At 71.0% G+C, this 23927-nt stretch carries 23 protein-coding genes, 1 tRNA gene and 1 pseudogene; 18 read left to right on the forward strand and 7 right to left on the reverse strand.

What is annotated here, in order from left to right; translation table 11 throughout:
• The first annotated feature begins 5 nt into the window (after positions 1-5).
• Both ACFYON_RS12880 and ACFYON_RS12885 read left to right on the forward strand, forming a co-directional pair.
• Positions 6-461 carry a DUF4383 domain-containing protein gene (locus ACFYON_RS12880; protein WP_354864672.1) on the forward strand — a complete coding sequence of 152 codons (456 nt, stop codon included), beginning with the start codon at positions 6-8 and terminating at the stop codon, positions 459-461.
• Between the two features lie 115 nt (positions 462-576).
• Positions 577-1050, forward strand: a complete 474-nt coding sequence (locus tag ACFYON_RS12885; protein ID WP_354864674.1) for a DUF4383 domain-containing protein — start codon at positions 577-579, stop codon at positions 1048-1050.
• Here ACFYON_RS12885 and ACFYON_RS12890 read toward each other — a convergent pair whose 3' ends face one another.
• Entirely contained in the window at positions 1051-1641 is a 591-nt protein-coding gene (locus ACFYON_RS12890) for a TetR/AcrR family transcriptional regulator (protein ID WP_354864676.1), read from the reverse strand.
• A gap of 109 nt (positions 1642-1750) precedes the next feature.
• On the opposite strand from ACFYON_RS12890, the gene ACFYON_RS12895 reads away from it, so the two are divergent.
• On the forward strand, positions 1751-2221 hold the full coding sequence (locus tag ACFYON_RS12895; protein ID WP_355093505.1) for a nuclear transport factor 2 family protein: 471 nt from the start codon (positions 1751-1753) through the stop codon (positions 2219-2221).
• A 1-nt stretch (position 2222) separates the two neighbouring features.
• Here the strand turns inward: ACFYON_RS12895 and ACFYON_RS12900 are convergent, their stop codons facing one another.
• A complete protein-coding gene (locus ACFYON_RS12900) occupies positions 2223-2885 on the reverse strand; it encodes a TetR family transcriptional regulator (RefSeq protein ID WP_387320757.1) in 663 nt (220 codons plus the stop codon).
• A gap of 170 nt (positions 2886-3055) precedes the next feature.
• Here ACFYON_RS12900 and ACFYON_RS12905 point away from each other — a divergent pair.
• The 8 genes and pseudogenes from ACFYON_RS12905 to ACFYON_RS12940 all read left to right on the forward strand — a co-directional run bounded on the left by ACFYON_RS12905 (position 3056) and on the right by ACFYON_RS12940 (position 10601).
• Positions 3056-3126: transfer RNA gene (locus ACFYON_RS12905), tRNA-Gln, on the forward strand.
• A 33-nt stretch (positions 3127-3159) separates the two neighbouring features.
• Positions 3160-4725: pseudogene (glmU, locus tag ACFYON_RS12910) on the forward strand (bifunctional UDP-N-acetylglucosamine diphosphorylase/glucosamine-1-phosphate N-acetyltransferase GlmU); the annotation flags it as partial.
• A gap of 54 nt (positions 4726-4779) precedes the next feature.
• Entirely contained in the window at positions 4780-5760 is a 981-nt protein-coding gene (locus tag ACFYON_RS12915) for a ribose-phosphate diphosphokinase (RefSeq protein ID WP_354864684.1), read from the forward strand.
• 283 nt (positions 5761-6043) lie between these two features.
• A complete protein-coding gene (locus ACFYON_RS12920; RefSeq protein ID WP_354864686.1) occupies positions 6044-6739 on the forward strand; it encodes a 50S ribosomal protein L25/general stress protein Ctc in 696 nt (231 codons plus the stop codon).
• Positions 6740-6831: 92 nt separating this feature from the next.
• Positions 6832-7422: an aminoacyl-tRNA hydrolase gene (gene pth, locus ACFYON_RS12925; RefSeq protein WP_354864688.1), complete on the forward strand. Its 591-nt coding sequence runs from the start codon at positions 6832-6834 to the stop codon at positions 7420-7422.
• Between the two features lie 53 nt (positions 7423-7475).
• A complete protein-coding gene (locus ACFYON_RS12930; RefSeq protein ID WP_354864690.1) occupies positions 7476-8309 on the forward strand; it encodes an inositol monophosphatase family protein in 834 nt (277 codons plus the stop codon).
• Positions 8310-8388: 79 nt separating this feature from the next.
• Positions 8389-9300, forward strand: a complete 912-nt coding sequence (cysD, locus tag ACFYON_RS12935; protein WP_354864692.1) for a sulfate adenylyltransferase subunit CysD — start codon at positions 8389-8391, stop codon at positions 9298-9300.
• A complete protein-coding gene (locus tag ACFYON_RS12940) occupies positions 9300-10601 on the forward strand; it encodes a GTP-binding protein (RefSeq protein ID WP_354864694.1) in 1302 nt (433 codons plus the stop codon). Before cysD ends, ACFYON_RS12940 begins: the two co-directional genes overlap by 1 nt.
• A gap of 48 nt (positions 10602-10649) precedes the next feature.
• On the opposite strand, the gene galK is transcribed toward ACFYON_RS12940, so the two are convergent.
• On the reverse strand, positions 10650-11804 hold the full coding sequence (gene galK / locus ACFYON_RS12945; RefSeq protein WP_354864696.1) for a galactokinase: 1155 nt from the start codon (positions 11802-11804) through the stop codon (positions 10650-10652).
• Positions 11801-12787, reverse strand: coding sequence for a UDP-glucose 4-epimerase GalE (gene galE, locus ACFYON_RS12950; protein ID WP_387187214.1), 987 nt, complete (start codon positions 12785-12787; stop codon positions 11801-11803). Before galE ends, galK begins: the two co-directional genes overlap by 4 nt.
• Before the next feature lie 177 nt (positions 12788-12964).
• On the opposite strand from galE, the gene ACFYON_RS12955 reads away from it, so the two are divergent.
• From ACFYON_RS12955 to ACFYON_RS12975, 5 genes are read left to right on the forward strand one after another with little or no spacing between them, the layout of a single operon-like run.
• Complete coding sequence (locus tag ACFYON_RS12955) at positions 12965-13981, forward strand: hemolysin family protein (protein WP_354864698.1); 1017 nt, start codon at positions 12965-12967, stop codon at positions 13979-13981.
• A 33-nt stretch (positions 13982-14014) separates the two neighbouring features.
• On the forward strand, positions 14015-15040 hold the full coding sequence (trpS, locus tag ACFYON_RS12960; RefSeq protein WP_354864700.1) for a tryptophan--tRNA ligase: 1026 nt from the start codon (positions 14015-14017) through the stop codon (positions 15038-15040).
• Between the two features lie 22 nt (positions 15041-15062).
• Positions 15063-15650, forward strand: a complete 588-nt coding sequence (locus ACFYON_RS12965; protein ID WP_387187217.1) for a 2'-5' RNA ligase family protein — start codon at positions 15063-15065, stop codon at positions 15648-15650.
• A 56-nt stretch (positions 15651-15706) separates the two neighbouring features.
• Positions 15707-16648 (forward strand): YhjD/YihY/BrkB family envelope integrity protein, encoded by a 942-nt coding sequence (locus tag ACFYON_RS12970; protein WP_354864702.1) that lies wholly within the window; start codon positions 15707-15709, stop codon positions 16646-16648.
• Positions 16645-17019 (forward strand): GntR family transcriptional regulator, encoded by a 375-nt coding sequence (locus ACFYON_RS12975; protein ID WP_354864704.1) that lies wholly within the window; start codon positions 16645-16647, stop codon positions 17017-17019. The genes ACFYON_RS12970 and ACFYON_RS12975 overlap by 4 nt, the downstream gene beginning before the upstream one ends.
• 100 nt (positions 17020-17119) lie before the next feature.
• On the opposite strand, the gene ACFYON_RS12980 is transcribed toward ACFYON_RS12975, so the two are convergent.
• A complete protein-coding gene (locus tag ACFYON_RS12980) occupies positions 17120-20041 on the reverse strand; it encodes a hypothetical protein (RefSeq protein WP_387320759.1) in 2922 nt (973 codons plus the stop codon).
• Positions 20042-20118: 77 nt separating this feature from the next.
• Positions 20119-20592 carry a hypothetical protein gene (locus ACFYON_RS12985; protein WP_354864708.1) on the reverse strand — a complete coding sequence of 158 codons (474 nt, stop codon included), beginning with the start codon at positions 20590-20592 and terminating at the stop codon, positions 20119-20121.
• A gap of 89 nt (positions 20593-20681) precedes the next feature.
• Between ACFYON_RS12985 and ACFYON_RS12990 the strand changes: the two genes are divergently transcribed.
• Together ACFYON_RS12990 and ACFYON_RS12995 are read left to right on the forward strand one after the other, a co-directional pair.
• Positions 20682-21413 carry a hypothetical protein gene (locus tag ACFYON_RS12990; RefSeq protein ID WP_387320761.1) on the forward strand — a complete coding sequence of 244 codons (732 nt, stop codon included), beginning with the start codon at positions 20682-20684 and terminating at the stop codon, positions 21411-21413.
• A gap of 69 nt (positions 21414-21482) precedes the next feature.
• A complete protein-coding gene (locus tag ACFYON_RS12995; RefSeq protein WP_354864711.1) occupies positions 21483-21926 on the forward strand; it encodes a hypothetical protein in 444 nt (147 codons plus the stop codon).
• 156 nt (positions 21927-22082) lie between these two features.
• On the opposite strand, the gene ACFYON_RS13000 is transcribed toward ACFYON_RS12995, so the two are convergent.
• Entirely contained in the window at positions 22083-23726 is a 1644-nt protein-coding gene (locus ACFYON_RS13000; protein ID WP_354864713.1) for a glycoside hydrolase family 13 protein, read from the reverse strand.
• Positions 23727-23927 lie beyond the last annotated feature (201 nt).

Here is a 23927-nt window from a genome sequence, read left to right on the forward strand (position 1 = left end):
CAGAGATGGCCCACACCCCCGTCAACCACCCCGCGCGGCCGATCTACCGGGCGATCGGCGGGCTCGTTGGTCTGTACTTCGTCGTCTTCGGCGGCCTCGGCATCATCGCCAGCGCCGGCAACGACTTCGTCGCCCAGGACGACACCAAGGTCCTCGGCCAGGGCACCAACATGGCGTTCTCGCTGCTGTCGGTGCTGGTCGGCGTCGTGATCCTGGTCGGCACCGCGATCGGCCGCAACCTCGACGTGGCGGTCAACCAGTGGCTGGCCTACACGCTCATGGTGATCGGCCTGGCCGCGCTGGCGTTCCTGCAGACCGACGCCAACATCTTCAACTTCTCGATCATGACCGTCGTGGTGGTCCTGACCCTGTCGCTGGTGCTCCTGATGGTGGGCATGTACGGCAAGGTCGGCTCCGACGACGAGCACGAGGCCTGGCAGAAGGCCCGCCTGGTGCTCTGATCCCGTCACGTACCGAAGGCCCGGCGCAGTGCGCCGGGCCTTCGGTGTTCTCCGGACGCGAGCAGACGACCCGGGCGACAATTGCCCCGAATCAGTCACAGGGCTGGAGGGCATCATGGCGCACTTCCCGGTGAACCACCCCGCACGGCCGCTCTACCGGGTGCTGTCCGGGCTCATCGGCCTCTACATCCTGGTCTTCGGCGTCTACGGCGTCTTCCTGACCTGGGGCGAAGGACTGTTCGGCCGGGACGGCGACTGGGTGCTCGGACTGCGCACCAACCTGGCCTTCTCGCTGGTCTCGGTGGTCTTCGGCGCGGTCCTGCTGGTCGGTGCGTCCCGCCGCAACAACCTCGGCCACTACATGAACCTCACCGCCGGCGTGGTCTTCCTGGTCACCGGCATCCTGATGATGTCGGTGCTGCAGACCCCGGCGAACTTCCTGAACTTCTCCATGTCGACGGTCATCGTGTCGCTGCTGTTCGGGCTGGTCCTGCTCGCCACCGGCCTCTACGACAAGGTCGGCACGGCCGAGCACGCCGAGGAGGAACGGCAGCGCCGCTACCACCCGGTCGCCGAGGGGCCTCGATGACTACCGCTGACCGTGGAGCGCGCGAAGCGCGTCGAGTGCGACAGCGGTGAGAACGCCGCGGCCGACACCGGCGCGGCCGAGCAACTCCATCCCGCGGGTGACGGCGACGAAGTAGACCGCCAGCGATTGCACGTTCGCTTCCTCCGGGAGATCCCCGTTCTCCCGCGCATGTTCCAGGCATTGCGCGTAGACCCCGGCGAGTTGTTCGATGCCGGCCTTGGTGACCGTCGAGAGCTCGTCGTCCTCGCCGGTCGACTCGACAAGCGCGCGCGTGGTGAGCGATACCCGCCGATCGCCGCTGCTGAACTCGATCGCCATGCGGAGCATGTGACCCCGAATTCGTTCCAGCGGCGAGGCGCCTTCGTGCCCGAGCGCTTCCGAGACGGCGCGCGTCGCCTCCTCCCGATCCTCGGACAGTGCCCGGAGGAACAGTTCCCGCTTCCCGCCGAACGCGTTGTACAGGCTCTGCTTGCCCAGACCGGTCGCCCGCACCAGGTCGTCAAGTGTCGCGGCGGCGAGGCCGTGCACGGCGAACACCTCGCCGGCGCTGCTCACGACATCGCTCTCCAGGAACTTGCGGGGGCGAGGCACGTGATCGAGCCTACTTTATTGACCATACGGTCAAAAACTTGCTAGCGTGGTGGGGCACGCATCGATGAGAACTGTTTCTCCAGCGGCACCACGATCAAGGACGGGCAGAATGAAGAGCAACGAAGAGATCGTTCGCGAGGCGTACCGGCTGGCGGAAGGGAGCGTCCTCGACGGGCAGGGTTTTCGCGCCCTGTTCACGGAGGACGGAACGTTCAACGACATGCCCAACTCGCTGACCTTCCGCGGGGACGAGATTCCGCAGGCAGTGACGGGCTACGCCGAGGTCTTTCCCGACGTCCACCGCGAGCTGCTCGACGTGCACGCACTCGGTGACGTCGTCGCCGTCGCACTGCGAATTCAGGGAACGCACCTCGGCGGGTTCCCCACCCCGGTCGGCGAGATCCCGCCGACCGGCAACCGGATCGACGTGCCGACGGCCGATCTCTGGTATCTCCGTGACGGAAGAATCGAGCGGTTCGACTGCTACAACGCGGCGAACGTGCTGTTCGCCCAGATCGGGGCCGCCCCCGATTTCGCCTCGGCGATCGAGGCCGCCAGGACAGCCGCCACGGGGGCGTAGCTCAACTTCCGATCGGCCCCGGCTTCGACTCCAGGTGCGACAGCCCGTTCCAGGCCAGGTTCACCAGGTGCGTCGCCACCGCCTCCTTGCGTGGCTTGCGAACCTCCAGCCACCAGCGGCCGGTCAGCGCCACCATGCCCACCAGCGCCTGCGAGTAGAGCTCCGCCAGCTTCGGGTCGTACCCCCGGATGGAGAACTCGCCCGCCAGGATGTGCTCCACCTGGTGCGCCACGTCGTTCATCACGCTGCTGAAGTTGCCCGTCGCCGACATCAGCGGCGACTCCCGGACCAGCACCCGGAAGCCGCTGGTCTCCTCCTCGATGTACGTCAGCAACGTCAGCGCGGCCTGCTCCAGCAGCTCCCGCGGATTGCCCGCGGTCAGCGCCGTGGTGATCCGGTCCAGCAAGGCGCGGACCTCGCGGTCCACCACCACCGCGTAGAGCCCTTCCTTGCCGCCGAAGTGCTCGTAGACCACCGGCTTGGAGACCTTGGCGCGCGCCGCCACCTCCTCGATCGAGGTCGCGTCGAAGCCGCGCTCGGCGAAGATCTGCCGGGAGATCGAGATCAACTGCTCGCGCCGCTGCGTCGCGGACATTCGCACCCGGGAGGGCTTGGCCGGCACGGGCCGCCGACGAGCGCGGTCGTTGCCGGGAACGTCGGTCACCCGTCCATCCTGCCAGGCGCGGCATGCCCGACCGTGCCCGTCGTGGGTGGAGCCCGTCTCCATTGGAGGATCGGGGGGATCATGAAGGGAATGAGCGATGAAGATCCACCTCGTGACCGGTAAGGTGTAGGCAGCCGGCGGGCGTAATACTATTTGCCCGTTTTCGACCGTCCCGGGTCGTCTAATGGCAGGACGTCAGGTTTTGGTCCTGATTATAGGGGTTCGAATCCTCTCCCGGGAGCTTCTGCTGTTTGCCCTCCCGCGGGTGGTTAGCATGACCGCGAGACTGTCACCGTCCCGACGGGAGAGCCACGTCGTGTCCCAGCCCCACCTCCGCACCGTTGTCGTGCTCGCCGCCGGTGAGGGCAAGCGGATGAAGTCGTCCCTGCCCAAGGTGCTGCACCCGCTGCTCGGCCGTACCCTGCTCGGTCACGTGCTGGCCGCCGCCGGCCCGCTCGGCGCGGACCGCACCGTGGTCGTGGTCGGCCACGGCGCCGACCGGGTGCGGGAGCACCTGACCGAGGTCGCCCCGGACGCCACCCCGGTGCTCCAGGAGCGGCAGCTCGGCACCGGGCACGCCGTCCGTATCGCGCTGGACGCGGTGCCGGACGCGACCGGCACCGTCGTGGTGATCAACGGGGACGTGCCGCTGCTGCGGCCGGAGACGGTCCAGGCGCTCGTGGAGGCGCACGAGGAGGCCGCCGCGGCGGCGACGGTGCTGGCCGCCGAGGTGCCGGACCCGACCGGCCTGGGCCGGATCGTGCGGGACGTGCAGGGGCGGCTGGAGCAGATCGTCGAGGAGCGCGACGCCACGCCCCAGCAGCGCGCGCTGCGGGAGATCAACGCGGGCATCTACGCGTTCGACGCGGCCCGGCTGCGGGAGGCGCTGGGCAAGCTCTCCACCGACAACGACCAGGGCGAGGAGTACCTCACCGACGTCTTCGCGCTGCTGCGCGACGCCGGGGAGCCGGTGGCTGTGCACTGCGCCGCCGACCACGTGGAGACGCTGGGCTGCAACGACCGGGTCGAGCTGGCCGCGCTGCGCCGGCTGTTGCGGGATCGGATCAACGAGGGCTGGATGCGTACCGGGGTCAGCATCCTCGACCCGCACACCACCTGGATCGACGTGACGGTGACAGTGGAACGCGACGCGGTGATCGACCAGAACACGCAACTCCAGGGCGCGACGGTGGTCGGCGAGGGCGCGCTGGTCGGCCCGGACACCACGCTCGTGGACACGGTGGTGGGCGCGGGCGCGAGCATCGTGCGCAGCCACGCGCACGGCGCCGAGGTGGGCCCCCAGGCGAGCGTCGGCCCGTACGCGTACCTGCGGCCGGAGTCGCGGCTGGGCCGCAAGGCGAAGGTCGGCACCTTCGTGGAGACCAAGAAGGCGACGATCGGTGACGGCTCGAAGGTGCCGCACCTGTCGTACGTGGGCGACGCGACGATCGGCGACCACAGCAACATCGGCGCGGCCACCGTCTTCGTCAACTACGACGGGGTACGCAAGCACCACACCACCATCGGCAGTCACGCCCGTACCGGAGCGGACAACATGTTCGTGGCGCCGGTGCGGGTGGGCGACGGCGCGTACACCGCCGCCGGTTCGGTGATCACCGGGGACGTGCCGCCGGGTGCGATGGCGGTGGCCCGTGGCCAGCAGCACAACGTGGAGGGCTGGGTGCTGCGCAAGCGGGCCGGTACGGAGGCCGCGGAGGCGGCGCGGCGGGCCGGTGAGGATGCGTCGGAGCCGGGCGGCGTCGCAAGCGAAGGTGACTGACTCCACGGGGATCGCCGGGCCGTGGGTGGATCGCTGAACCGGGGGCATACTGCAACCGAACATCCCCGGCCCACCGCCGCCGGGCACCACCGACATACGGGAGCAGACGGGCCCATGGGCAGCATCGTCGCCGAAAACCGCAAGAGCCTGATGCTCTTCTCCGGGAGGGGTTTTCCGGAGCTGGCCAAGGAGATCGGTGAGGTGCTCGGCGTCGCGCCGACGCCGGCCGACGCGTACGACTTCGCCAACGGCGAGATCTTCGTCCGGTACAAGGACTCGGTCCGTGGCTCGGACGCCTTCGTGGTGCAGTCCGTGACGCACGGCGTGAACACCTGGGTCATGGAGACCCTGATCATGGTCGACGCGCTGAAGCGCGGTTCGGCCAAGCGGATCACCGTGGTGCTTCCGTTCTACCCGTACGCGCGGCAGGACAAGAAGCACCGGGGCCGGGAGCCGATCTCGGCGCGGCTGATCGCCGACCTGCTGAAGACCGCCGGCGCGAACCGGATCCTGACCGTCGACCTGCACACCGCGCAGATCCAGGGCTTCTTCGACGGCCCGGTGGACCACCTGTTCGCGATGGACGTGCTGGCCGAGTACGTGGAGCACAAGTACGCGGGCCGGCCGATGACGGTGGTAGCGCCGGACTCGGGCCGGGTGCGCGTGGCGGAGCGCTGGACCGACCGGCTGGGCGGCTGCCCGCTGGCGTTCATCCACAAGACCCGCGACCCGCTCAAGCCGAACCAGGTGGTGGCGAACCGGGTGGTCGGTGAGGTCGAGGGCCGGGTGTGCCTGATCGTGGACGACATGATCGACACCGGTGGCACGATCACCAAGGCGGCGGAGATCCTCAAGGAGCAGGGCGCGGCGGAGATCGTGGTCGCCTCGACCCACGCGTTGCTGTCCGACCCGGCGACGGAGCGGCTGAAGAACAGCCCGATCAGCGAGGTCGTGGTGACGAACACGCTGCCGCTGCCGTCGGAGAAGCAGCTGGACAAGCTCACCGTGCTGTCGATCGCCCCGCTCCTGGCCCGGGCGATCCGGGAGGTCTTCGACGACGGGTCGGTGACCACCCTGTTCGGTGGCCTGAGCTGAGGAGTGCCGGTCCGGTCGCCGGTGTTCCGGCGGCCGGGCCGACGTGCTGCGGAGCAGGCTCCGCGGTGATATGGGGGACTGCCGGAGAGCCGGGAAATCCCTCGGGTAGACTGGTGCGGTTGCCACGGCGAGGGTGCCCGGCGGGCTGCTGACAAGCACCGCACGGAGGCGCCGTCATCGACGCGGTGCTCCGGGCGGTCGTTCATGACCCTAGCCCCAGCGAGCCCCTCGCCCAGCACCGCCAGACGACAAGCCGCCGCAGCGAAGCATCAGGAGTTTCCCCGTGTCCGAGGTAAAGATCAGCGCCGAGCCCCGTACCGAGTTCGGCAAGGGTGGTGCCCGTCGTACCCGCCGGGCCGGCATGGTGCCCGCCGTGCTGTACGGCCACGGCGAGAAGCCGCAGCACATCGCGCTGCCGGCGCGGGAGTTCGCCGCCGCGATCCGCAAGGGCGGCGCGAACCAGCTCTTCGCGATCGAGGTCAGCAACGGCGCCCAGGTGCTGGCGCTGCCGAAGGCGATCCAGCGTGACCCGATCAAGGACACCTTCGAGCACGTGGACCTGCTGCTGGTCCGCCGGGGCGAGAAGGTCACCGTCGAGGTGCCGGTCCAGCTGACCGGTGAGGCCGCGAAGGACACCCTGATCGTGCACGACCACGACACGCTGTCGGTGACCGCCGACGCGACCAAGGTGCCGGACCACCTGGAGGCGTCGATCGAGGGCGCCGAGCCGGGCACCACGATCACCGCCGCCGACGTCGAACTGCCGTCCGGCGTCGAGCTGGCCACCGACGAGGACACCGCTGTCGCCTCGGTGACCGCCGCTCCGACCGCCGAGCAGCTCGAGGCCACCCTCCCCGAGGTCGAGGAGGCCACCGAGGAGGCCGAGGCCGAGGCCGGCGAGGAGACCGCCGAGGGTGCCGAGGGCGCTCCGGCCGCCGAGGGCGAGGGGGCCCCGGCCGAGGCGAAGACCGAGGCCTGACCGGTCCGCAAGGCTGTGCGACAGGCGCCCCCGGTTTCCGGGGGCGCCTGTCGGCGTATCGGGACGGGCAGGCGAGCGGGAAGGGGCGTCGGGTGACGGACGAGACGGGACCGTGGCTGGTGGTCGGCCTGGGCAACCCCGGCCGGGAGTACGCGGGCAACAGGCACAACGTCGGGTTCATGGTGGCCGACCTGCTGGCGGCCCGGGTGGGCGCGAAGTTCGGGCGGCACAAGCGTGCGATGGCCGAGGCCGCCGAGGGGCGGCTGGGGTTCGGCGGTCCGAAGCTGGTGCTGCTCAAGCCGCTGACGTACATGAACCTCTCCGGCGGTCCGGTGGCCGGGCTGGCGCAGTTCCACAAGATCCCGCCGGCGCACGTGATCGCGGTGCACGACGAGTTGGACATCCCGTACGGGCAGGTGCGGGTGAAGTGCGGCGGCGGCGAGGGCGGGCACAACGGTCTGCGCTCGATGTCGAAGTCGCTCGGCACCAAGGACTACGTGCGGGTGCGGTTCGGCATCGGCCGGCCGCCGGGCCGGCAGGACCCGGCTGACTACGTACTCTCGGATTTCTCCCCGTCGGAGCGCAAGGAGCTGGAGTTCCTGGTGGACCGCGCGGCGGACGTGGTGGAGTCGGTGGTCGTCAAGGGCGTCGAGCCGACGCAGAACCTGTACCACGGGGGTTGACCGGCGGCCGGTAGTCTGCGCCTCGGTAGCGAAGGGCGGGCGACGGGAGCATCATGGGCAGTCCTCCGATGATCGACGGCGGGTTCGCCCGGTGGCTGGCGTCCCGGGCCGGTCAGGCGCTGACGGCGTTGCGCGCGGAGATGGGCTTCGCCGACGCGGGCGCGCTCCGGTCGGCCGGGGACAAGGTGTCGCACGACCTGATCCGGACCGAGCTGGCGAAGTGGCGGCCGGCGGACGCGGTGCTGTCCGAGGAGGACGAGGGCTCGCGGCTGGCCTGGACGGCCGAGGTGACCGGCGCGGCGCTGTCGCGCCTGAACGCGGACCGCGTCTGGATCATCGACCCGCTGGACGGCACCCGGGAGTACGCGGAGGAGGGGCGCGCGGACTGGGCGGTGCACGTGGCGCTCTGGTCGCGTAACGCGTCGGCGCCGCACGGTCTGGTGGCGGGCGCGGTGGCCCTGCCGGCCCAGCACCGGGTGCTCGGCACGGACCACCCGCCGGCGTACCCGCCGATGACAGTGGAGGCGGCTATCGGTGGCGGCGCGCGGGTCATCCGGTTGGCGGCCAGCCGTAGCCGTCCGCCGGTTTTCCTGACCGACCTGGCAGAGGACGTCGGCGCTCATCTGGTTCCGATGGGCTCGGCGGGCGCGAAGATCGCCGCCGTGGTCACCGGCGAGGTCGACGCGTACATCCACGCCGGCGGTCAGTACGAGTGGGATTCGGCCGCTCCGGTCGCTGTGGCGACGGCCACCGGTCTGCATGCTTCCCGGATCGACGGTTCTGCGCTGAAATACAACGGGGCCGACCCGCGCCTACCGGATCTGCTGGTCTGCCGCAAGGATCTCGCGAGTCGGTTGCTTGCAGCGTTGCAGCGGCATTCCGGGTAACCTGAGCGTTCTTCCTCACGACTCCGACCTGAAAGGTCTGGAATCCGATGTACGGATCTGAGCGAATCGAGTTCGCTTCATGACGTCCCCTGCCGCGTACCAGGTGTCGCACCTCGACGCGCTCGAGGCGGAGAGCATCTTCGTGATGCGCGAGGTCGTCGCCGAGATGGAACGGCCGGTGCTGCTGTTCTCCGGCGGCAAGGATTCGATCGTGATGCTCCGGTTGGCCCAGAAGGCGTTCGCGCCGGCCAACATCCCCTTCCCGGTGATGCACGTGGACACCGGGCACAACTTCCCCGAGGTGCTCGACTACCGCGACCGGCGGGTGGTCGAGCTGGGCCTGCAGCTCATCGTGGCGAGTGTGCCGGAGGCGCTGAACAAGGGCCTGGTCCGCGAGTCCGCCGACGGCATGCGCAACCGGATCCAGACGCCGGTGCTGCTGGAAGCGGTGGAGAAGCACCGCTTCGACGCGCTGTTCGGCGGCGCCCGGCGCGACGAGGAGAAGGCGCGAGCCAAGGAGCGGGTGTTCAGCTTCCGCGACGAGTTCGGCCAGTGGGATCCGAAGAACCAGCGTCCGGAGCTGTGGGCGCTCTACAACGGCCGGCACCACCCGGGCGAGTCGATCCGGGTGTTCCCGCTGTCGAACTGGACCGAGCTGGACGTCTGGCACTACATCGCGCGGGAGCGGATCCCGCTGCCGTCGATCTACTACTCGCACGAGCGCGAGGTGATCGAGCGCGACGGCATGCTCTACGCGGTGAACGAGTTCTTCCGGGCCCGCGCCGGTGAGCAGTTGTTCACCGCCCAGGTGCGGTACCGGACCGTGGGTGACGCCTCCTGCACCGCGGCGGTCCGCTCGGACGCCGACACGGTGGAGAAGGTGATCGAGGAGGTGGCCGCCACGCGGATCACCGAGCGCGGCGCGACCCGCGGCGACGACCGGGTCAGCGAGGCCGCCATGGAGGACCGCAAGCGAGAGGGCTACTTCTGATGAGCGTCGAGACCCTGGCCCCGGCCGAGAGCGAGACCGCCCGGCCGATGGACCTGCTGCGGTTCGCCACCGCGGGCAGCGTCGACGACGGCAAGTCCACGCTGATCGGCCGTCTGCTCTACGACACCAAGTCGCTGTTCAGCGACCAGCTCGCCGCCGTCGAGGCGGTCAGCGCGGCCCGGGGCGACGAGTACACCAACCTGGCGCTGCTGACCGACGGCCTGCGTGCCGAGCGGGAGCAGGGCATCACCATCGACGTGGCGTACCGCTACTTCGCGACGCCGCGGCGGAAGTTCATCATCGCCGACACCCCGGGGCACATCCAGTACACCCGGAACATGGTCACCGGCGCCTCCACCGCCGACCTGGCGCTGATCCTGGTGGACGCGCGCAAGGGCCTGGTGGAGCAGTCCCGCCGGCACGCGTTCCTCTGCTCGCTGCTGCGGGTGCCGCACCTGGTCCTGTGCGTGAACAAGATGGACCTGGTGGACTGGTCGCAGGGGGTCTACGAGCGGATCGCGGACGAGTTCACCGCGTTCGCCGCGAAGCTCGACGTGCCGGACCTGACGGTGGTGCCGGTCTCCGCGCTCCAGGGCGACAACATCGTCACCCGCTCGGAGAACATGCCCTGGTACGAGGGCCCGTCGCTGCTGCACCACCTGGAGCGGGTGCACATCGCCTCCGACCGCAACCTGGTCGACGTGCGGTTCCCGGTGCAGTACGTGATCCGGCCGCAGTCCACCACCGTGACCGACTACCGGGGTTACGCCGGTCAGGTGGCCTCGGGCGTGCTCAAGCCCGGTGACGAGGTGATGGTGCTGCCGTCCGGCTTCACCAGCCGGATCGCCGCGGTGGAGACCGCCGACGGCCCGGTGGACGAGGCGTTCCCGCCGATGTCGGTGACGGTCCGGCTGACCGACGAGCTGGACATCTCCCGCGGCGACATGATCTGCCGGCCGAACAACGCCCCCACGCCGGTGCAGGACATCGAGGCGATGATCTGCTGGATGGACGAGACCCGGCCGTTGCAGGTCGGCGGCCGGTACGCGATCAAGCACACGACCCGTTCGGCGCGGGCGATCGTGCGCGGGCTGCACTACCGGCTGGACATCAACTCGCTGCACCGCGACGAGACGGCCGGTGAGCTGAAGCTCAACGAGATCGGCCGGGTCCGGCTGCGGACCACGGTTCCGCTGCTCGCCGACGAGTACCGGCGCAACCGCACCACCGGCGGCTTTGTGATCATCGACGAGTCGACGAACCGTACCGTCGGCGCCGGCATGATCGTCGATGCCGGCTGACGCACGCGACGAGAAGGCCCCCGGCGCGACGCCGGGGGCCTTTCGCGTTCAGTCCAGGCGGGTGACGCCGCCGGCCGGGAGGACGGTCAGCGTTCCGGGGGCGGTGAAGCCGCGCTCGGCGTACGCGGCGGCCACGGCGGCGGCCACCGCCTTGGCGGCGTCCGCGTCGACCAGCGCGAGCACGCAGCCGCCGAAGCCGCCACCGGTCATCCGCGCGCCGTACGCCCCGGCGCTCAGCGCCGCCTCGACCGCCGTGTCGATCTCCGGCACGGTGATCTCGAAGTCGTCGCGCATGGAAGCGTGCGAGGCGGTCAGCAGCGGGCCGGTGTCGCGGACCCGGCCGGCGCGCAGCAGCGCTACCGTGTCGAGCACCCGCTGGTTCTCGGTCACCACGTGCCGGACCCGGCGGCGGGTCTCGTCGTCGTCGAGGCGGGCCAGCGCGTTGTCGAGGTCCGCCACCGAGACGTCGCGCAGCGCGGTCACTCCGAGCGTCGCGGCGGCCCGCTCGCAGCTCTTGCGCCGGGCGGCGTACTCGCCGTCGGCGTGCCGGTGCGGCGCCCGGCTGTCGATCACCAGCACGGCCAGCCCGGCGTCGTCCAGGTCGAACGGGATCTGTTCGATCTCCTCGGTGCGGCAGTCGAGGAACAGGGCGTGCCCGGCCCGGCCGCGGATCACCGCGGACTGGTCCATGATCCCGGTGGGCGCGCCGACGTAGTCGTTCTCGGCCCGCTGGGCGAGCCGGGGCCACCGCCCGGCGGGCAGGTCGAGCCCGCCGAGGTCGACCAGGGCGGCCAGCACCGCCGACTCGATCGCGGCCGAGGAGGAGAGCCCGGAGCCGACCGGCACGTCGGAGGCGACGGCGAGCCGTGCGCCCGGCACGTCGTGGCCGTCGGCGCGCAGCGCCCACACCACCCCGGCCACGTAGGCGGCCCACCCGTCGACCCGGCCGGGCTCGTCGGCCTCCGCCGCGCCGAACTCGACCGGCTGCTCGTCCAGCTCCGACCAGACGGTCCAGCGGCCGTCGGGGGCGGGCGCGGCGGCGACGACGGTACGCAGCGGCAGCGCGAAGGGCAGCACGAAGCCGTCGTTGTAGTCGGTGTGCTCGCCGATCAGGTTGACCCGCCCGGGAGCCGCCCAGCGGCCCGCCGGCTCGGCGCCGTACCGCTGCCGGAAGCCCGCTGTGGCGCGGTCGGCGACGTTCATGAAAGCTGTCCCGCGACGTGCTCGCGGTAGAACGCCCAGGCGTCACCGACCATGTCGTGCAGGGTCGGCTTGGCCGGCGTCCAGCCCAGCTCGTCGCGGGCGAGCGCGGAGGACGCGACCAGCTCGGCCGGGTCGCCCTCGCGGCGGGGGGCCACCTCGACCGGCACCGGGTGCCCGGTGACCTCACGGACCACGTCGACCACCTGCCGGTTGGTGAAGCCGTTGCCGTTGCCCAGGTTGTAGATCCGGTGCCGGCCCGGGGTGGCCGCGTCGAGCGCGAGCAGGTGGGCGCGGGCCAGGTCCTCGACGTGGATGTAGTCGCGGACGCAGGTGCCGTCGACGGTGGGGTAGTCGTCGCCGAAGAGCTGGAGCTTCTCCCGCCGCCCGGCGGCCACGTCGAGCGCGATCGGGATGAGGTGCGTCTCCGGGTCGTGCCGTTCGCCGATGGCCAGCCCGTCGCGCAGGTACGCCCCGGCGACGTTGAAGTAGCGCAGTGAGACGGCGGCCAGGTCGTGCGCGATCGCCTCGGAGGTGAGCGCCATGTCGACGGCCAGCTTGGTCGCGCCGTAGGTGCTGGTGGGGGCCTTGACGGCGGTCTCCGGGATGGGCAGCTCGGTGGGGTTGCCGTAGACGGCGGCGGTGGAGGAGAAGACCATCCGGGGCACCCGGGCGGCGCGGACCGCGTCGATGAGCGCGATCGAGCCGACCGTGTTGTTGTGCCAGTACAACTCGGGGCGGATCATCGACTCGCCGGCGGCGATCAGGGCGGCGAAGTGCAGCACGCCGTCGAATCCGGCGTCGGCTGTGAGCACCCGGGCGGCCTCGTGCACCGGCAGGTCGACGTGGGTGGCGTCGGGGGCGAGGGCCTCCCGGTGACCGGTGCGCAGGTCGTCCAGCACGGTCACCTGGTGTCCGTGGTCGAGCAGCATCCGGGTCACCACGCTGCCGATGTAGCCGGCGCCGCCGGTGACGAGCAGTTTCACGTCGGTCCTCCTGCCTGGGCCGCGTCCCGCGGCGGCCGTCCCGCGCTCACCCTACGGCCGGGGGCCGGGTCGCGGCTGCCATGTTGTACGCGCCGCCATTCCATCATAATCCTTCATGATTGAACAGATCCGAACATTTGCCTGAGCGTACGGTGACCGCTGTCTACCATCCTTCTCATGCGGGAGGGTGGTGGTCCCGGGCCCCGGCGGCGACCGCCGGGGCGGCCCCGACGCGAACCCGGCCCGGTGGCCCGTACCGTCGCCCGCCTCGTGGTGCGCGGTGCCGACGGCGCCACCCGCCTGGTCACCGCCCTGCTCGGGGCCAGCCCCACGGCCGGGCGGGAACGGATCAGCGAGGCCGAACTGCGTGACCTGGTCGCGGCGAACACACTGCTCGACCCGGACGAACGGCGGATCATCGACGAGGTGCTGGTGGCCGGCGCCCGCCTCGTCCGCGAGGTGATGGTGCCCCGCACCGAGGTGGTCTTCCTCGGCGCGGCGCTGCCGTTGGCGCAGGCGCAACGGCTGGTCCGCGCCGATCCGCACACCCGCTACCCGGTGGTCGACGGCACCCACGACGACGTGGTCGGCCTGGTGCGCCTGCACGACGTGCTGCTGCGCCCGGAACCGGACCGGCCGCTGCTCGTCGGCGACCTGATCCGGGAGGTGAAGCGCCTGCCGGACAGCAAGCGCGTGCTCGCGGCGCTCACCGAGATGCGCCGGGAGGGCCACCACCTGGCCGTGGTCGTCGACGAGTACGGCGGCACCGCCGGCATCGTCACCTGCGAGGACCTGGTGGAGGAACTGGTCGGGGAGATCCGCGACGACGAGCACGGCCCGCTCGAACCGGAACCCGCCGGCCTGCCCGCAGTCGTCGAGGGCCGGCTGAACCTGACCGACTTCGCCGAGCGCACCGGCGTGCCGCTGCCCGCCGGGCCGTACGAGACGGTGGGCGGGTACGTGATGGCCGCGCTGGGCCGGCTGCCGGTAGCCGGCGACGAGGTGCCGGTGGCGGTCGACCCGGCCACCGGATCGGTGGCGGCCGATCCGGCGGGCTGGCTGCTGCGGGTGCTCACCCTCGACGGCCGGCGGGTGTCCCGCCTGGCGGTCTCCGCCGCGCGGCTGCCCGAGCCCCGACGCGAGCGCAACGGCCCGCTTCCGTCCGTACCCGTCCGATCCACCGGCCCGTCATGACGGACGCCGGGGCTTGCTGACAGAATTGCCGCCATGTCCGACGTACCCGCCCGCCCGCGCGTCTTCTCCGGCATCCAGCCGACGGCCGACTCGTTCCACCTCGGCAACTACCTGGGCGCGTTGCGGCACTGGGTGGCGTTGCAGGACAGCCACGACGCCTACTACTGCGTGGTCGACCTGCACGCGATCACCGCCGGGCACGACCCGTCGGTGCTCAAGCGCCGCAGCCGGGTGGCCGCCGCGCAGTTGTTCGCGCTCGGCCTGGACCCGGAGCGCAGCACGCTGTTCGTGCAGTCGCAGGTGCCCGAGCACTCCCAACTGGCCTGGGTGCTCGGCTGCATCACCGGGTTCGGCGAGGCCGGCCGGATGACCCAGTTCAAGGACAAGTCGCAGAAGCAGGGCAGCGAGCGGGCGAGCGTCGGCCTGTTCACGTACCCGATCCTCCAGGCCGCCGACATCCTGCTCTACCAGGCGAACGCGGTGCCGGTCGGCGAGGACCAGCGGCAGCACCTGGAACTCTCCCGTGACCTGGCGCAACGGTTCAACTCGCTGTTCGGCAGCACCTTCACGGTGCCCGCCCCGCACATCGTGAAGGACACCGCCAAGATCACCGACCTGCAGGACCCGACGGCCAAGATGTCGAAGTCGTCGTCCTCCCCGGCCGGCATCATCGACCTGCTGGAGGACCCGGCCCGCTCGGCCAAGAAGATCCGCTCGGCGGTCACCGACACCGGCCGTGAGATCGTCTTCGACGCCGAGGGCAAGCCGGGGATCACCAACCTGCTCACCATCTACTCCGCGCTGTCCGGCCGCTCCATCGACGACCTGGTCGCCGCGTACGACGGCAAGGGCTACGGCGACCTCAAGAAGGACCTCGCCGAGGTGGTGCGGGAGTTCGTCACGCCGATCCAGGAACGCACGAACGCCTACCTGAACGACCCGGCCCAGCTCGACAAGCTGCTGGCGCAGGGCGCGGAGAAGGCCCGCGCGGTGGCCGCCGGGACGCTGCGGAACGCGTACGAGCGGGTCGGTTTCTTCCCGCCGGTGCGGTTCGAGTAACGGCCCGGACGGACGGAGACGGGTGACGCAGCCGGTGGCCGGAGGGGTGGCGCGCGACGTGGCGGGCAGTGACACGGCGCCGGGCGGCGCGGACACGATCCAGATCGGGATCGCTGTCGACGTCCCCGAGCCCTGGGGCGGGATGCTCACCCGCCGCCGGGTCGAGGCCGGCGACCCGCTCGCCGTCCCCGCGCACGTCACCCTCCTCGGACCCACCGAGATCCCGGTACGCGCGCTGCCCGCCGTCGAGGAGCACCTGGCCGGGGTCGCCGCCACACACCTGCCGTTCACGCTGCACCTGCGCGGCACCGGCACGTTCCGCCCGGTCACCCAGGTGGTCTTCGTGGCGGTTGCGGCCGGGATCAGCGAGTGCGAACTGCTCGCCGCCGCCATCAACTCGGCCCCCGAGCTGCGGCGCGAGCTGCGCTTCCCGTACCACCCGCACGTCACCGTGGCGCAGGACGTGCCGCCCGAGGTGCTCGACAAGGCGTACGAGGACCTGGCCGACTTCTCCGCGTTGTTCCAGGTGGAGGCGTTCACGTTGTTCTCGCACAGCGGCGCGACCCGGTGGCAGCCCCGCCGCGACTTCCGGCTCGGCGGCCGGAGCTGAACATCCGACCGGCCGGGGCCCCTCCACCACGGGCGGAGATCGGCGAGGATGACGGGGTGAACGTCTTCGGCCGGATCGAGGCGGCGGTGGGGCGCCGCATCGACGCGGCCCGGGGCCGATCGTCGGCCTTCGACCACGTCTGGCGGGCCGGGACGCTCTACGCCGACCTGCTCGCCGGGCGGCTCGCCGCCGCCATCGCGTACTACGGCTTCTTCGCCGTGTTCGCGCTCGCGCTCGTCGCGTACTGGGTCTTCGGCGCCGTGCTGCGCGACAACGAGGAGGTCAGCCGCGCGGCGGCCGACTTCCTCGACGAGAACCTGCCCTTCCTCGACCCGGCGCTGATCGCGGAGAGCAGCAACACCGTCGGCGTGGTCGGCCTGGTCATCCTGGTCTTCACCGGCATCGCCTGGGTGGAGGCGATCCGTTCCTCGCAGCGGCTGATGTACGGCTTCAACCAGCAGCCGGGCAACCTGGTGGTGCGGCGCCTGGTCGACCTGGGCGTGCTGGTCGCCGTCTTCGTGCTGCTGTTCGTCTCGGTCGCCGCCGTGGACGCGCTGGAGTCGCTGCTGCGCTTCCTGCTGCGCAGCACCGGCTCGGTGGGCCTGACCACGATCAGCGCGGTGCTGAGCGTGCTCGTCAACGCCGTGCTCGCCGCCGCGCTGCTGCTGGCCGTGCCCCGGCTGCGGATGAGCCGCCGCCGGCTGCGCCCGGCGGTGCTCGCCGTCGCGATCGGGATCACCCTGCTCAACACCGTGGGGCGCTACTACGTGGTACGCACCGAGCGGAACCCCGCGTACACGGTGGTGGCCACCGCCGTGGGCCTGCTGCTCTACCTCTACCTGCTCAACCAGCTGGTGCTCTTCGGCGCGGCGCTCGCCGCCACCAGCCCGTACGGCCGGGTGGTGGACATGGCCGAGGGCGGCGCCCGGGAGGTGGACGTGGAGGCGGACGTGCTCGACGAGGAGACCGAACCGGGCACGCCGGGAGGGGCGGGATGAGCGCACTGATCCGGATCGACGCCGAGTCGGCGGTGCCGCCGTACGAGCAGGTGCGGGCGCAGTTCGCGGCGCGCATCGGCGACGGGCGGCTGCCGGTGGGCACCCGGCTCCCGGCGGTGCGGCAGCTCGCCGTCGACCTGGGGCTGGCGGTGAACACGGTGGCGCGGGCGTACCGGGAGTTGGAGGGCGCCGGGCTGGTCGAGACGCGCGGGCGGCACGGCACAGTGGTCGCCCCCGGCCGGGACGACGCCACCGACCGGCTGCACCGGGCCGCGGCCGGGTACGCCGCCGAGGCGCGTCGCCTGGGCGTTCCCCGCCGGACGGCTCTCACCCTGGTGCGGGCCGCCCTCGACGCCGACGGACAGGACTGAGCCGAGGACGGGGAAGCGCCCCTCACCGCCGTCTCAGACGGCGAGGGACGCTTCCTGACGTTCTACAGGTCGCACGGCCGGGCGGGTACCCGGCGGGTTCCTAGTAGGGGTCCTTGCAATTGTGCCCGGTGCGGTTGTAGATCGGGATGAACGCCATGGCGTCCCAGGCGATGTCGACGTTACCGGTGGCGTTCGACGGGCCCGAGTTGTTCAGCAGCACCTGGGATCCCCGACCGAGGTTGTAGGCGCCCAGGTAGACCCACTTGTCGTGGCCGTTCACGCCGGGCATGCCCGTGCCCTGGTCCAGCTCGCAGTAGTACTCGCTGCCGTCGTTGCCGCCGCGGATGACGTACTCCGCGGGCTTGTATTCGCCGCCGTGGCTCGGCAGGTGCGCGACGACGTCGAAACGCATCCGTTCCCCGGGTTGCAGGTCGAGGTTGGGCGTCCAGGCGCCGACGAGGTGGTGTTTGGGGTTGGGGCTGCCGTTGACCGTCGGGTATACGTGGCTGAACCACATGTGTCCCTGATAGCCGGCGCCGAGCTGGTGCAGGTCGATGTCGGCGTAGAGGGCGTTCGTGCTGCCTGTGGGGTAGCCGGCCCGGATGGTGAACTTCCCGTCGTTCGGATCGCTCGTGCAGCCCATGGCGTACTGCGACGAGTCGATCGTCGTGTACACGACGCTGGTTCTGCGGGTGGCGTCCTTGTCCGGGTCGGAGTTGCCGGTGAAGACCGAGCAGTCCCGGTCGTAGACCCGCTGCACCCCGGGCTCGGCCGACGACGAGCCGTACGTCAGCTTCTCCTTGGCGCACTGCCCGCCCGGGCAGTTGGCGAACGTCGCGTTGCCGTGCCACCAACATGCCTCACTGTCGGCCGGGCACGGGCTCGCCACGTTCGGGGTGCAGCTGTTGATGCTCGGTGAGCAGAACGTGTAGATCCCCGGCAGCGACAGCACCTTGGTGAAGCGGCTCGGGTAGTTCGGCGAGTTGGCTCCGTACGTCGGCTGGGAGTAGGCCTCGGTGGCGATCGGGAAGCCCTTGAGCTGGGGCGTCTCGATCCACCCCATGATCCGTTCCGGGTACGACCAGTGGTTCGGCGTCTCCGCGTCCGCGTAGGTGTCCCGCAGGAACCCCGACCGGGCCGGATCGTAGGAGGGGTTGGCCGGGTTGTTCAGCCATCCGATGCCCCACCGGCCGTTGTGGCCGCCCGCCTCGCTGCTGGGGTGGAAACCGCTGTTGTACGCCCAGACGGCCAGGAACCAGTTCTCGATCCAGCTCGGGTCGTTGTTGTTGAGCGTGCTGCGGCCGAGCGGCTCGTTGTAGATCTGGTTCCACTTCTCGATCAGGATGTTGAGCCCGGCAGCGATGTTCGCCGCGTAGTCGACAGCGATGGCGACCTGCTGGTTGCGGGTGTAGACGGTGTCACCGACGCTCATGCCGGTGGTGACCTGACCGACGCCGTACCCGCAGTCCGCCTTCGGGTAGTTGATGATGTCGATGCTGGCGCCCGCGTTGCCGTAGTAGTCGGCGATCAGCGGGTTGCCGAGGTCGCCGGGCACCGCGTGCCACGAGGCCTGCGACAGGTTGGTCTCCTGGGCCAGGATGCCCAGCATGAGCTGCGCGGGCACCTCGCCGCCGCCGGCCACCGCACGACGCGGGAACAGGCCCTGCGGGCTGTAGGCCGGTAGACCCGACTTCAGATAGTTGTCGGGCCGGGACGTGGTCAGGGTGCCGTGCACGGCCCGGTCCACCGCCCATTCGACCATGTTGGCGCTCGGTTGCTGCGCCTGCACCTTGGGGTCGTTACGGCGTACCGCGCATTTCGGGTTCGAGATGTTCGGATCCACCGCCAGGGTGCCCACCGTCGGCGCGGCAGCCGTGCGGGTCGGTAGCGCGTCCAGCCGGGGTGCGTTCCGGGCCGTGTCGAAGGTGGCTGTCGACTGGCGGCCGGTGGCGGTGGCCTCCACCGACACCCGGACCCGTCCCGCGTCCGCCGGGTCCGCCGGCAGCAACGGGTCGCGTACGGACTTCTCGGCCTGTGCGGTGCCGATCTCCCGGACCAGCAGATGCCCCTGCCCGGAGGCGGCGCGGACCCGGTGGTCCGAGCGGATCACGGACAGTTCGGGCAGGGCCCGGCCGGGGGCCGGTGCGGTGCCGATCAGCGTGTTCTGCCCGCCGAGCCGCCCCATCAGCTGGAGGTGGCCCCGCTCGCCGGTCGTCACGGTCCTCATCCGGCCGTCCTGGTAGCGCTGCGCCACGGCCCGTTCGCCGACGACGGCGACGAGGTCGAGCCCGCTTCGTGCGGTGGCTCGCAGTGCGGAGACCGGCCCGGCCGGCCGGGCCTTCTCGGTCAGTTCCCCGGCGGCGCCGACCTTCACCAGCCGGCCCCGGGCGACGCCGTAGTCACCGTCGGCCGCCGGTGCCGGCGTGGTCAACTGGGCCGCGATCCGCCGGGTCTGGGTGACCCGGTGCGCGGCCGCGTCCACGGTGAGCAGATCGGTCTGCTGCATGTCCTCGCCGACCGCCCGGGTGAGCAACACGCGGTCGTCCGGCCCGCATGCCGGGTTGAAGTACGCCAGTTGCAGTCCGGTCGCCACTCTGGTCGCCTTGCCGGTGGCGATGTCCACCACCGCGGCTATTCCTCCGCCCCGCACCAGTGTCGGTTTGTTCGCGGCCATCTTCGGAGCGAAGACGGCCACCGCGTAACGGCCGGAACCGGTCACGCAGGTTTCACCCATCCACGGGCCCACGTCCAGCGCCGAGGCGGAGAGGGTGGCCAGGGTGGACCAGGCGAAGGCGTCCCGCTCCCGCGCCACGTAGAGATGGAAGCCGTTGCTGTCTCCCGCTCCGGTGACCACGACGTCCGAGGAGGTCGACCAGCCGTCGCCGAGCGCCGCATCCGGGTCCTGAACGGCGGACGGGGCGTGCGCCGGCGTACCACCGGGCCGGCTGCTCGCGGTCGCCGGTGTCGTGCCGGCCCCGCCGGCGAGTGTGACGAGCGTCGCTAAGGCGACGCATCTTTTCATACCGCTTCTCTTCAATTTTCCCCCGTTCTTGGAAGGCACCGGAAGGCGCCCGAACAACTTGCCTTTCGGCGTTTCCCTCATCGCCACGCGGTGCACGTGTCATTGCCGTCCGGATTGCCCGTGGGTGACGATGCGCACCACTGCAGGGAGTATTCCCAACTGACCATCGTCGTGACGTAGTTGCCGACTCCGCTTACCTGTACCGAAGTTGCGGTCTGGTTCAGGCCCCCGTATGTGGGCTGCCAGTCCAGCCGCAGCGTCGAGACGTCCCCGAACCAGGCGGCGTTGTACTCGCCCCACATCGCGCCGCAGGTCGGCGAGTAGTAGAGATCGCCGTGCGCCACGTTGTCGTCCGGGTCGTTCCCGTCCACGCGCGAGAAGCTGGCAATTGCGTACGCGCCGGTGACGCACCCGTTGGCGGATGCCATTTTTCCGTTGCAGCCGGTCCGGCTGCATCCGGCGGCTGCCGCCGCCGTCGCCGGTGACAGGGCCGCGACGAGCCCGGCGCAGATCAGCGCAGCCGTGGCCGTTTTTCGCATTTTCTTCGTCAACTATTCCTCCCCGTGGTTTGCGGCAGTTGCCGCGAGCAACAGGCTGGCAGAGGAATGGCGAGGGTGCAACGCATTGACCGTTGTCGTAAGTGCGGGTAGCCTGCGATGCGGCCGTGGTGGATTGCGACGTCGGGGCCGTTCCACGACACGGGGAGCGCAATGTGAACGAGACGACCGCGCGCGAGGCCGATTCGGCTCCCGCGGGCCGCACGAGGCCGCCCGGCAGACGGCTCCGGATCGCCGTGCCCGTGCTGGTGTTGCTGCTGGCCGGTGCGGCGGGCTTCGTGCTGTGGGGCGAGCGGGGCGCGGAACCGGGCTGCCCCCCGGCGCCGATCGGCGCCAGGGGCGAACCGGGGGAGTACCAGTCCGTCCCGACCGCTGCCGTCCCCACCGCGTCGGGGCCGGCACAGGTGTTCGCCGGCACCACAGCGGAGGAGGTCACGGACGCGTGGGTCCGGCGGTGGCCCGGGCCGGTGACGATGGACCGCTCGTTGCGCATCATCAACGTGACGCTGCCGGGGACGCGGGATGAGTTGTCCGCGGCGGTCGTTCCGCCGACGAAGGACCGCCGAGACGAGGTGGGACACGTCATCTGTCGCGTCAAGCTTCAGGGCAGCCTGTCCCGGTCGTTGCTGCGGACGCTCGTCGACGGCTGCCTCGGCCCGGTGCTCAAGACCGACGAACGCGCGGCGGTGCGCGACTGGCTGACCGGCGTCGACCTGTCCCCACCGCACTTCCAGATGAAGCGGTCGCCTCGCTTCGAGCTGCAGGTGAACCGCAACGCCGAGCCCAATCTGATGCTGACCCTGAACGCGCGCTGACCCGGGCCGGTCGGCGTACGTCGAGGCGAATGACCCCCTGTCCGGGGCCGCAACGGCCATGATGTGCCTGTGGGCGCACTCGTGACACTGGACCTGCCGGACGACTCACCGATCCGGGGCCTGCCGTGGATCATCACGTTCGGCCCGCTCGGTGCCGAGGACGACTGGGAGCCGGTGGTCTGCGGCCCGTACGAGCGACCGCACGCGCTGGCGCTGGCCGAGGCGGTGGTGGCCGAGGAGCAGCTGATGGCGGTGGTGGAGCCGCTGCTGCCGGCGTTGACGCCGGAGGAGATCCGGGGCGAGATCGCCGCCGCGCAGATCGCCGCCGAGGACGAGGCGGCCGAGGTCGACCGGGCGGATCTCTACGGCGACTTCGAGGACGTCATCGACGAGGAACTGGAACGGGCCGCCGAGCGCGAACCGGAGCCCGAGCCGGCGAAGGCGCCCGACCGGGAGGAGATCCGTGCCGGGTTCGCCCGGATCTCCGCGCTGCTCACCGCCAAGGGCGGCTGAGCACGCTCAGCGCTGGTCACGTGCTTCCCGATGGACGCCGGCCCCCCGGGAGCGGACTCCCGAGGGGCCGGGACCACCTCACCCCCACCACAAGGGGTCGGCAGCCCCAGCCGCCCGTCGGCGCGGGGCACAACGGACGGCCAGGTCGATGGCGGGTTACCCGGCTGGACGCCGTTCGAACCACGCAGCCGCGTCCACCGGCAGGACGTGCCCGTCGCCCCGCTCGGTGAGTTCGGCGCTCGCGACGAGCGGGCGGCCGTGGCCGCTCACCGTCACGTCGGCGCCGCTGATGTTGACCACACCGGTCACCTCGGCGTCCCCGGCGGCGCGACGGAACGCGAGTACGCCGGGCTCGGTCTCCAGCCAGGTGATCCCCTCCAGGCCGGCCAGCGCCGGGTGCTCGTGCCGGATGCGCAGCGCGGTCCGGTACAGCTCCAGCGTCGAGCCGGGCACCCCGGTCTGGGCGGCCACCGACAGTGACCGCCAGGTCGCCGGCGCCGGCAGCCAGCTCAGCTCGCTGCCGGCGGGCCCGAAGCCGTACGGGGGCAGGTCGCCGCCCCACGGAATGGGCACCCGGCAGCCGTCCCGGCTCTCCCCGGTACGCCGGAACGCCGGGTCCTGACGCAGCTCGTCCGGGAGGTCCAGCACCTCCGGCAGGCCCAGTTCCTCGCCCTGGTAGACGTACGCGCAGCCGGGCAGCGCGAACATCAGCAGCGCGGCGGCGCGGGCGCGGCGCAGGCCGACCTCGCCGTCGCCGTACCGGGTGACGTGCCGCTGCCGGTCGTGGTTGGAGAGCACCCAGGTGGTGGGCGCGCCCACGATCGTCGCCTCGGCGAGCGCGGTGTCGATCACCTTGCGGAACGAGTCGGCCGACCAGGTGGCGTCGAGGAAGTCGAAGCTGAACGCCTGGTGCAGCTCGTCCGGGCCGATGTAGCGGGCCAGCCGCTGCGGCGTCTCGGCCCACGCCTCGGCGACCGCCATCCGGCCGCCCGGGTAGCTGTCCAGGATCGGCCGCCAGGCGCGGTAGATGTCGTGCACCTCGTCCTGGTCGAAGTACGGCAGCCGGCCCTTGCCCAGCAGCTCGGACTGGCGCTGGCCGGTGGTCATCGAGCTGAAGCCGACGTCCGGCAGTCCCTCGGCCTTGAGCATCCCGTGCGCCACGTCGATCCGGAAGCCGTCCACGCCCCGGTCCAGCCAGAAGCGGAGCACGTCCTCGAACTCGGCCCGCACCTCCGGGTGGCGCCAGTTCAGGTCCGGCTGCGCCGGGTCGAACAGGTGCAGGTACCACTGGCCGTCGACCACGCGCGTCCAGGCCGGGCCGCCGAAGATGCTCTCCCAGTCGTTCGGCGGCAGCTCACCCTGCTCGCCCTTGCCGTCGGCGAACAGGTAGCGCTCGCGCTCCGGCGAGCCCGGTCCGGCGGCGAGCGCGGCGGCGAACCACGGGTGCGCGCTGGAGGTGTGGTTGGGCACCATGTCGACGATGATCCGCAGACCGAGCGCGTGCGCGTCGCTGATCATCTCGTCGAAGTCGGTCAGGTTGCCGAACAGCGGGTCGACGTCGCGGTAGTCGGCCACGTCGTAGCCGGCGTCGACCTGCGGCGAGGTGTAGAACGGCGTCAGCCAGAGCGCGTCCACGCCGAGGTCGCGCAGGTAGGGCAGGCGCTGCCGGATGCCCTGGAGGTCACCCACACCGTCGGAGTTCGCGTCCGCGAAGCTGCGGACGTACACCTGGTAGACGACCGCGGACCGCCACCAGTCGTCGTCGGCGGTGCGCGGGGTGGTGCTGGGGGCGGAGGTCATCGCTGTCGATCCCGTTCTGTGGCGGCTTCTGGTGCGGCGCAGAGTGTCTGAGCAGAATGCCGCCACCGCCATGCAAGAGTCAAGCATTCCTTGCGCAAGAAATGACGGCAATCACCCACTCGCGGGCGCCTCCGCCCTCTGGACCGTCTCCCGCATCCCGAGACGCCCACCCCGTCCCACCCCGCCCTCGACCCGGCTGCC

This window comes from Micromonospora sp. NPDC005686 (genome assembly GCF_042871665.1).
Lineage (GTDB): Bacteria > Actinomycetota > Actinomycetes > Mycobacteriales > Micromonosporaceae > Micromonospora.

What these genes read in the sequence shown, in the direction of transcription:
- ACFYON_RS12880 (WP_354864672.1), top strand. Translation starts at nt 6, where the DNA reads ATGGCCCACACCCCCGTCAACCACCCCGCGCGGCCGATCTACCGGGCG.
- ACFYON_RS12885 (WP_354864674.1), top strand. Translation starts at nt 577, where the DNA reads ATGGCGCACTTCCCGGTGAACCACCCCGCACGGCCGCTCTACCGGGTG.
- ACFYON_RS12895 (WP_355093505.1), top strand. Translation starts at nt 1,751, where the DNA reads ATGAAGAGCAACGAAGAGATCGTTCGCGAGGCGTACCGGCTGGCGGAA.
- ACFYON_RS12915 (WP_354864684.1), top strand. Translation starts at nt 4,780, where the DNA reads ATGGGCAGCATCGTCGCCGAAAACCGCAAGAGCCTGATGCTCTTCTCC.
- ACFYON_RS12930 (WP_354864690.1), top strand. Translation starts at nt 7,476, where the DNA reads ATGGGCAGTCCTCCGATGATCGACGGCGGGTTCGCCCGGTGGCTGGCG.
- cysD (WP_354864692.1), top strand. Translation starts at nt 8,389, where the DNA reads ATGACGTCCCCTGCCGCGTACCAGGTGTCGCACCTCGACGCGCTCGAG.
- ACFYON_RS12940 (WP_354864694.1), top strand. Translation starts at nt 9,300, where the DNA reads ATGAGCGTCGAGACCCTGGCCCCGGCCGAGAGCGAGACCGCCCGGCCG.
- galK (WP_354864696.1), bottom strand. Translation starts at nt 11,804, where the DNA reads ATGAACGTCGCCGACCGCGCCACAGCGGGCTTCCGGCAGCGGTACGGC.
- ACFYON_RS12955 (WP_354864698.1), top strand. Translation starts at nt 12,965, where the DNA reads ATGCGGGAGGGTGGTGGTCCCGGGCCCCGGCGGCGACCGCCGGGGCGG.
- trpS (WP_354864700.1), top strand. Translation starts at nt 14,015, where the DNA reads ATGTCCGACGTACCCGCCCGCCCGCGCGTCTTCTCCGGCATCCAGCCG.
- ACFYON_RS12975 (WP_354864704.1), top strand. Translation starts at nt 16,645, where the DNA reads ATGAGCGCACTGATCCGGATCGACGCCGAGTCGGCGGTGCCGCCGTAC.
- ACFYON_RS12980 (WP_387320759.1), bottom strand. Translation starts at nt 20,041, where the DNA reads ATGAAAAGATGCGTCGCCTTAGCGACGCTCGTCACACTCGCCGGCGGG.
- ACFYON_RS13000 (WP_354864713.1), bottom strand. Translation starts at nt 23,726, where the DNA reads ATGACCTCCGCCCCCAGCACCACCCCGCGCACCGCCGACGACGACTGG.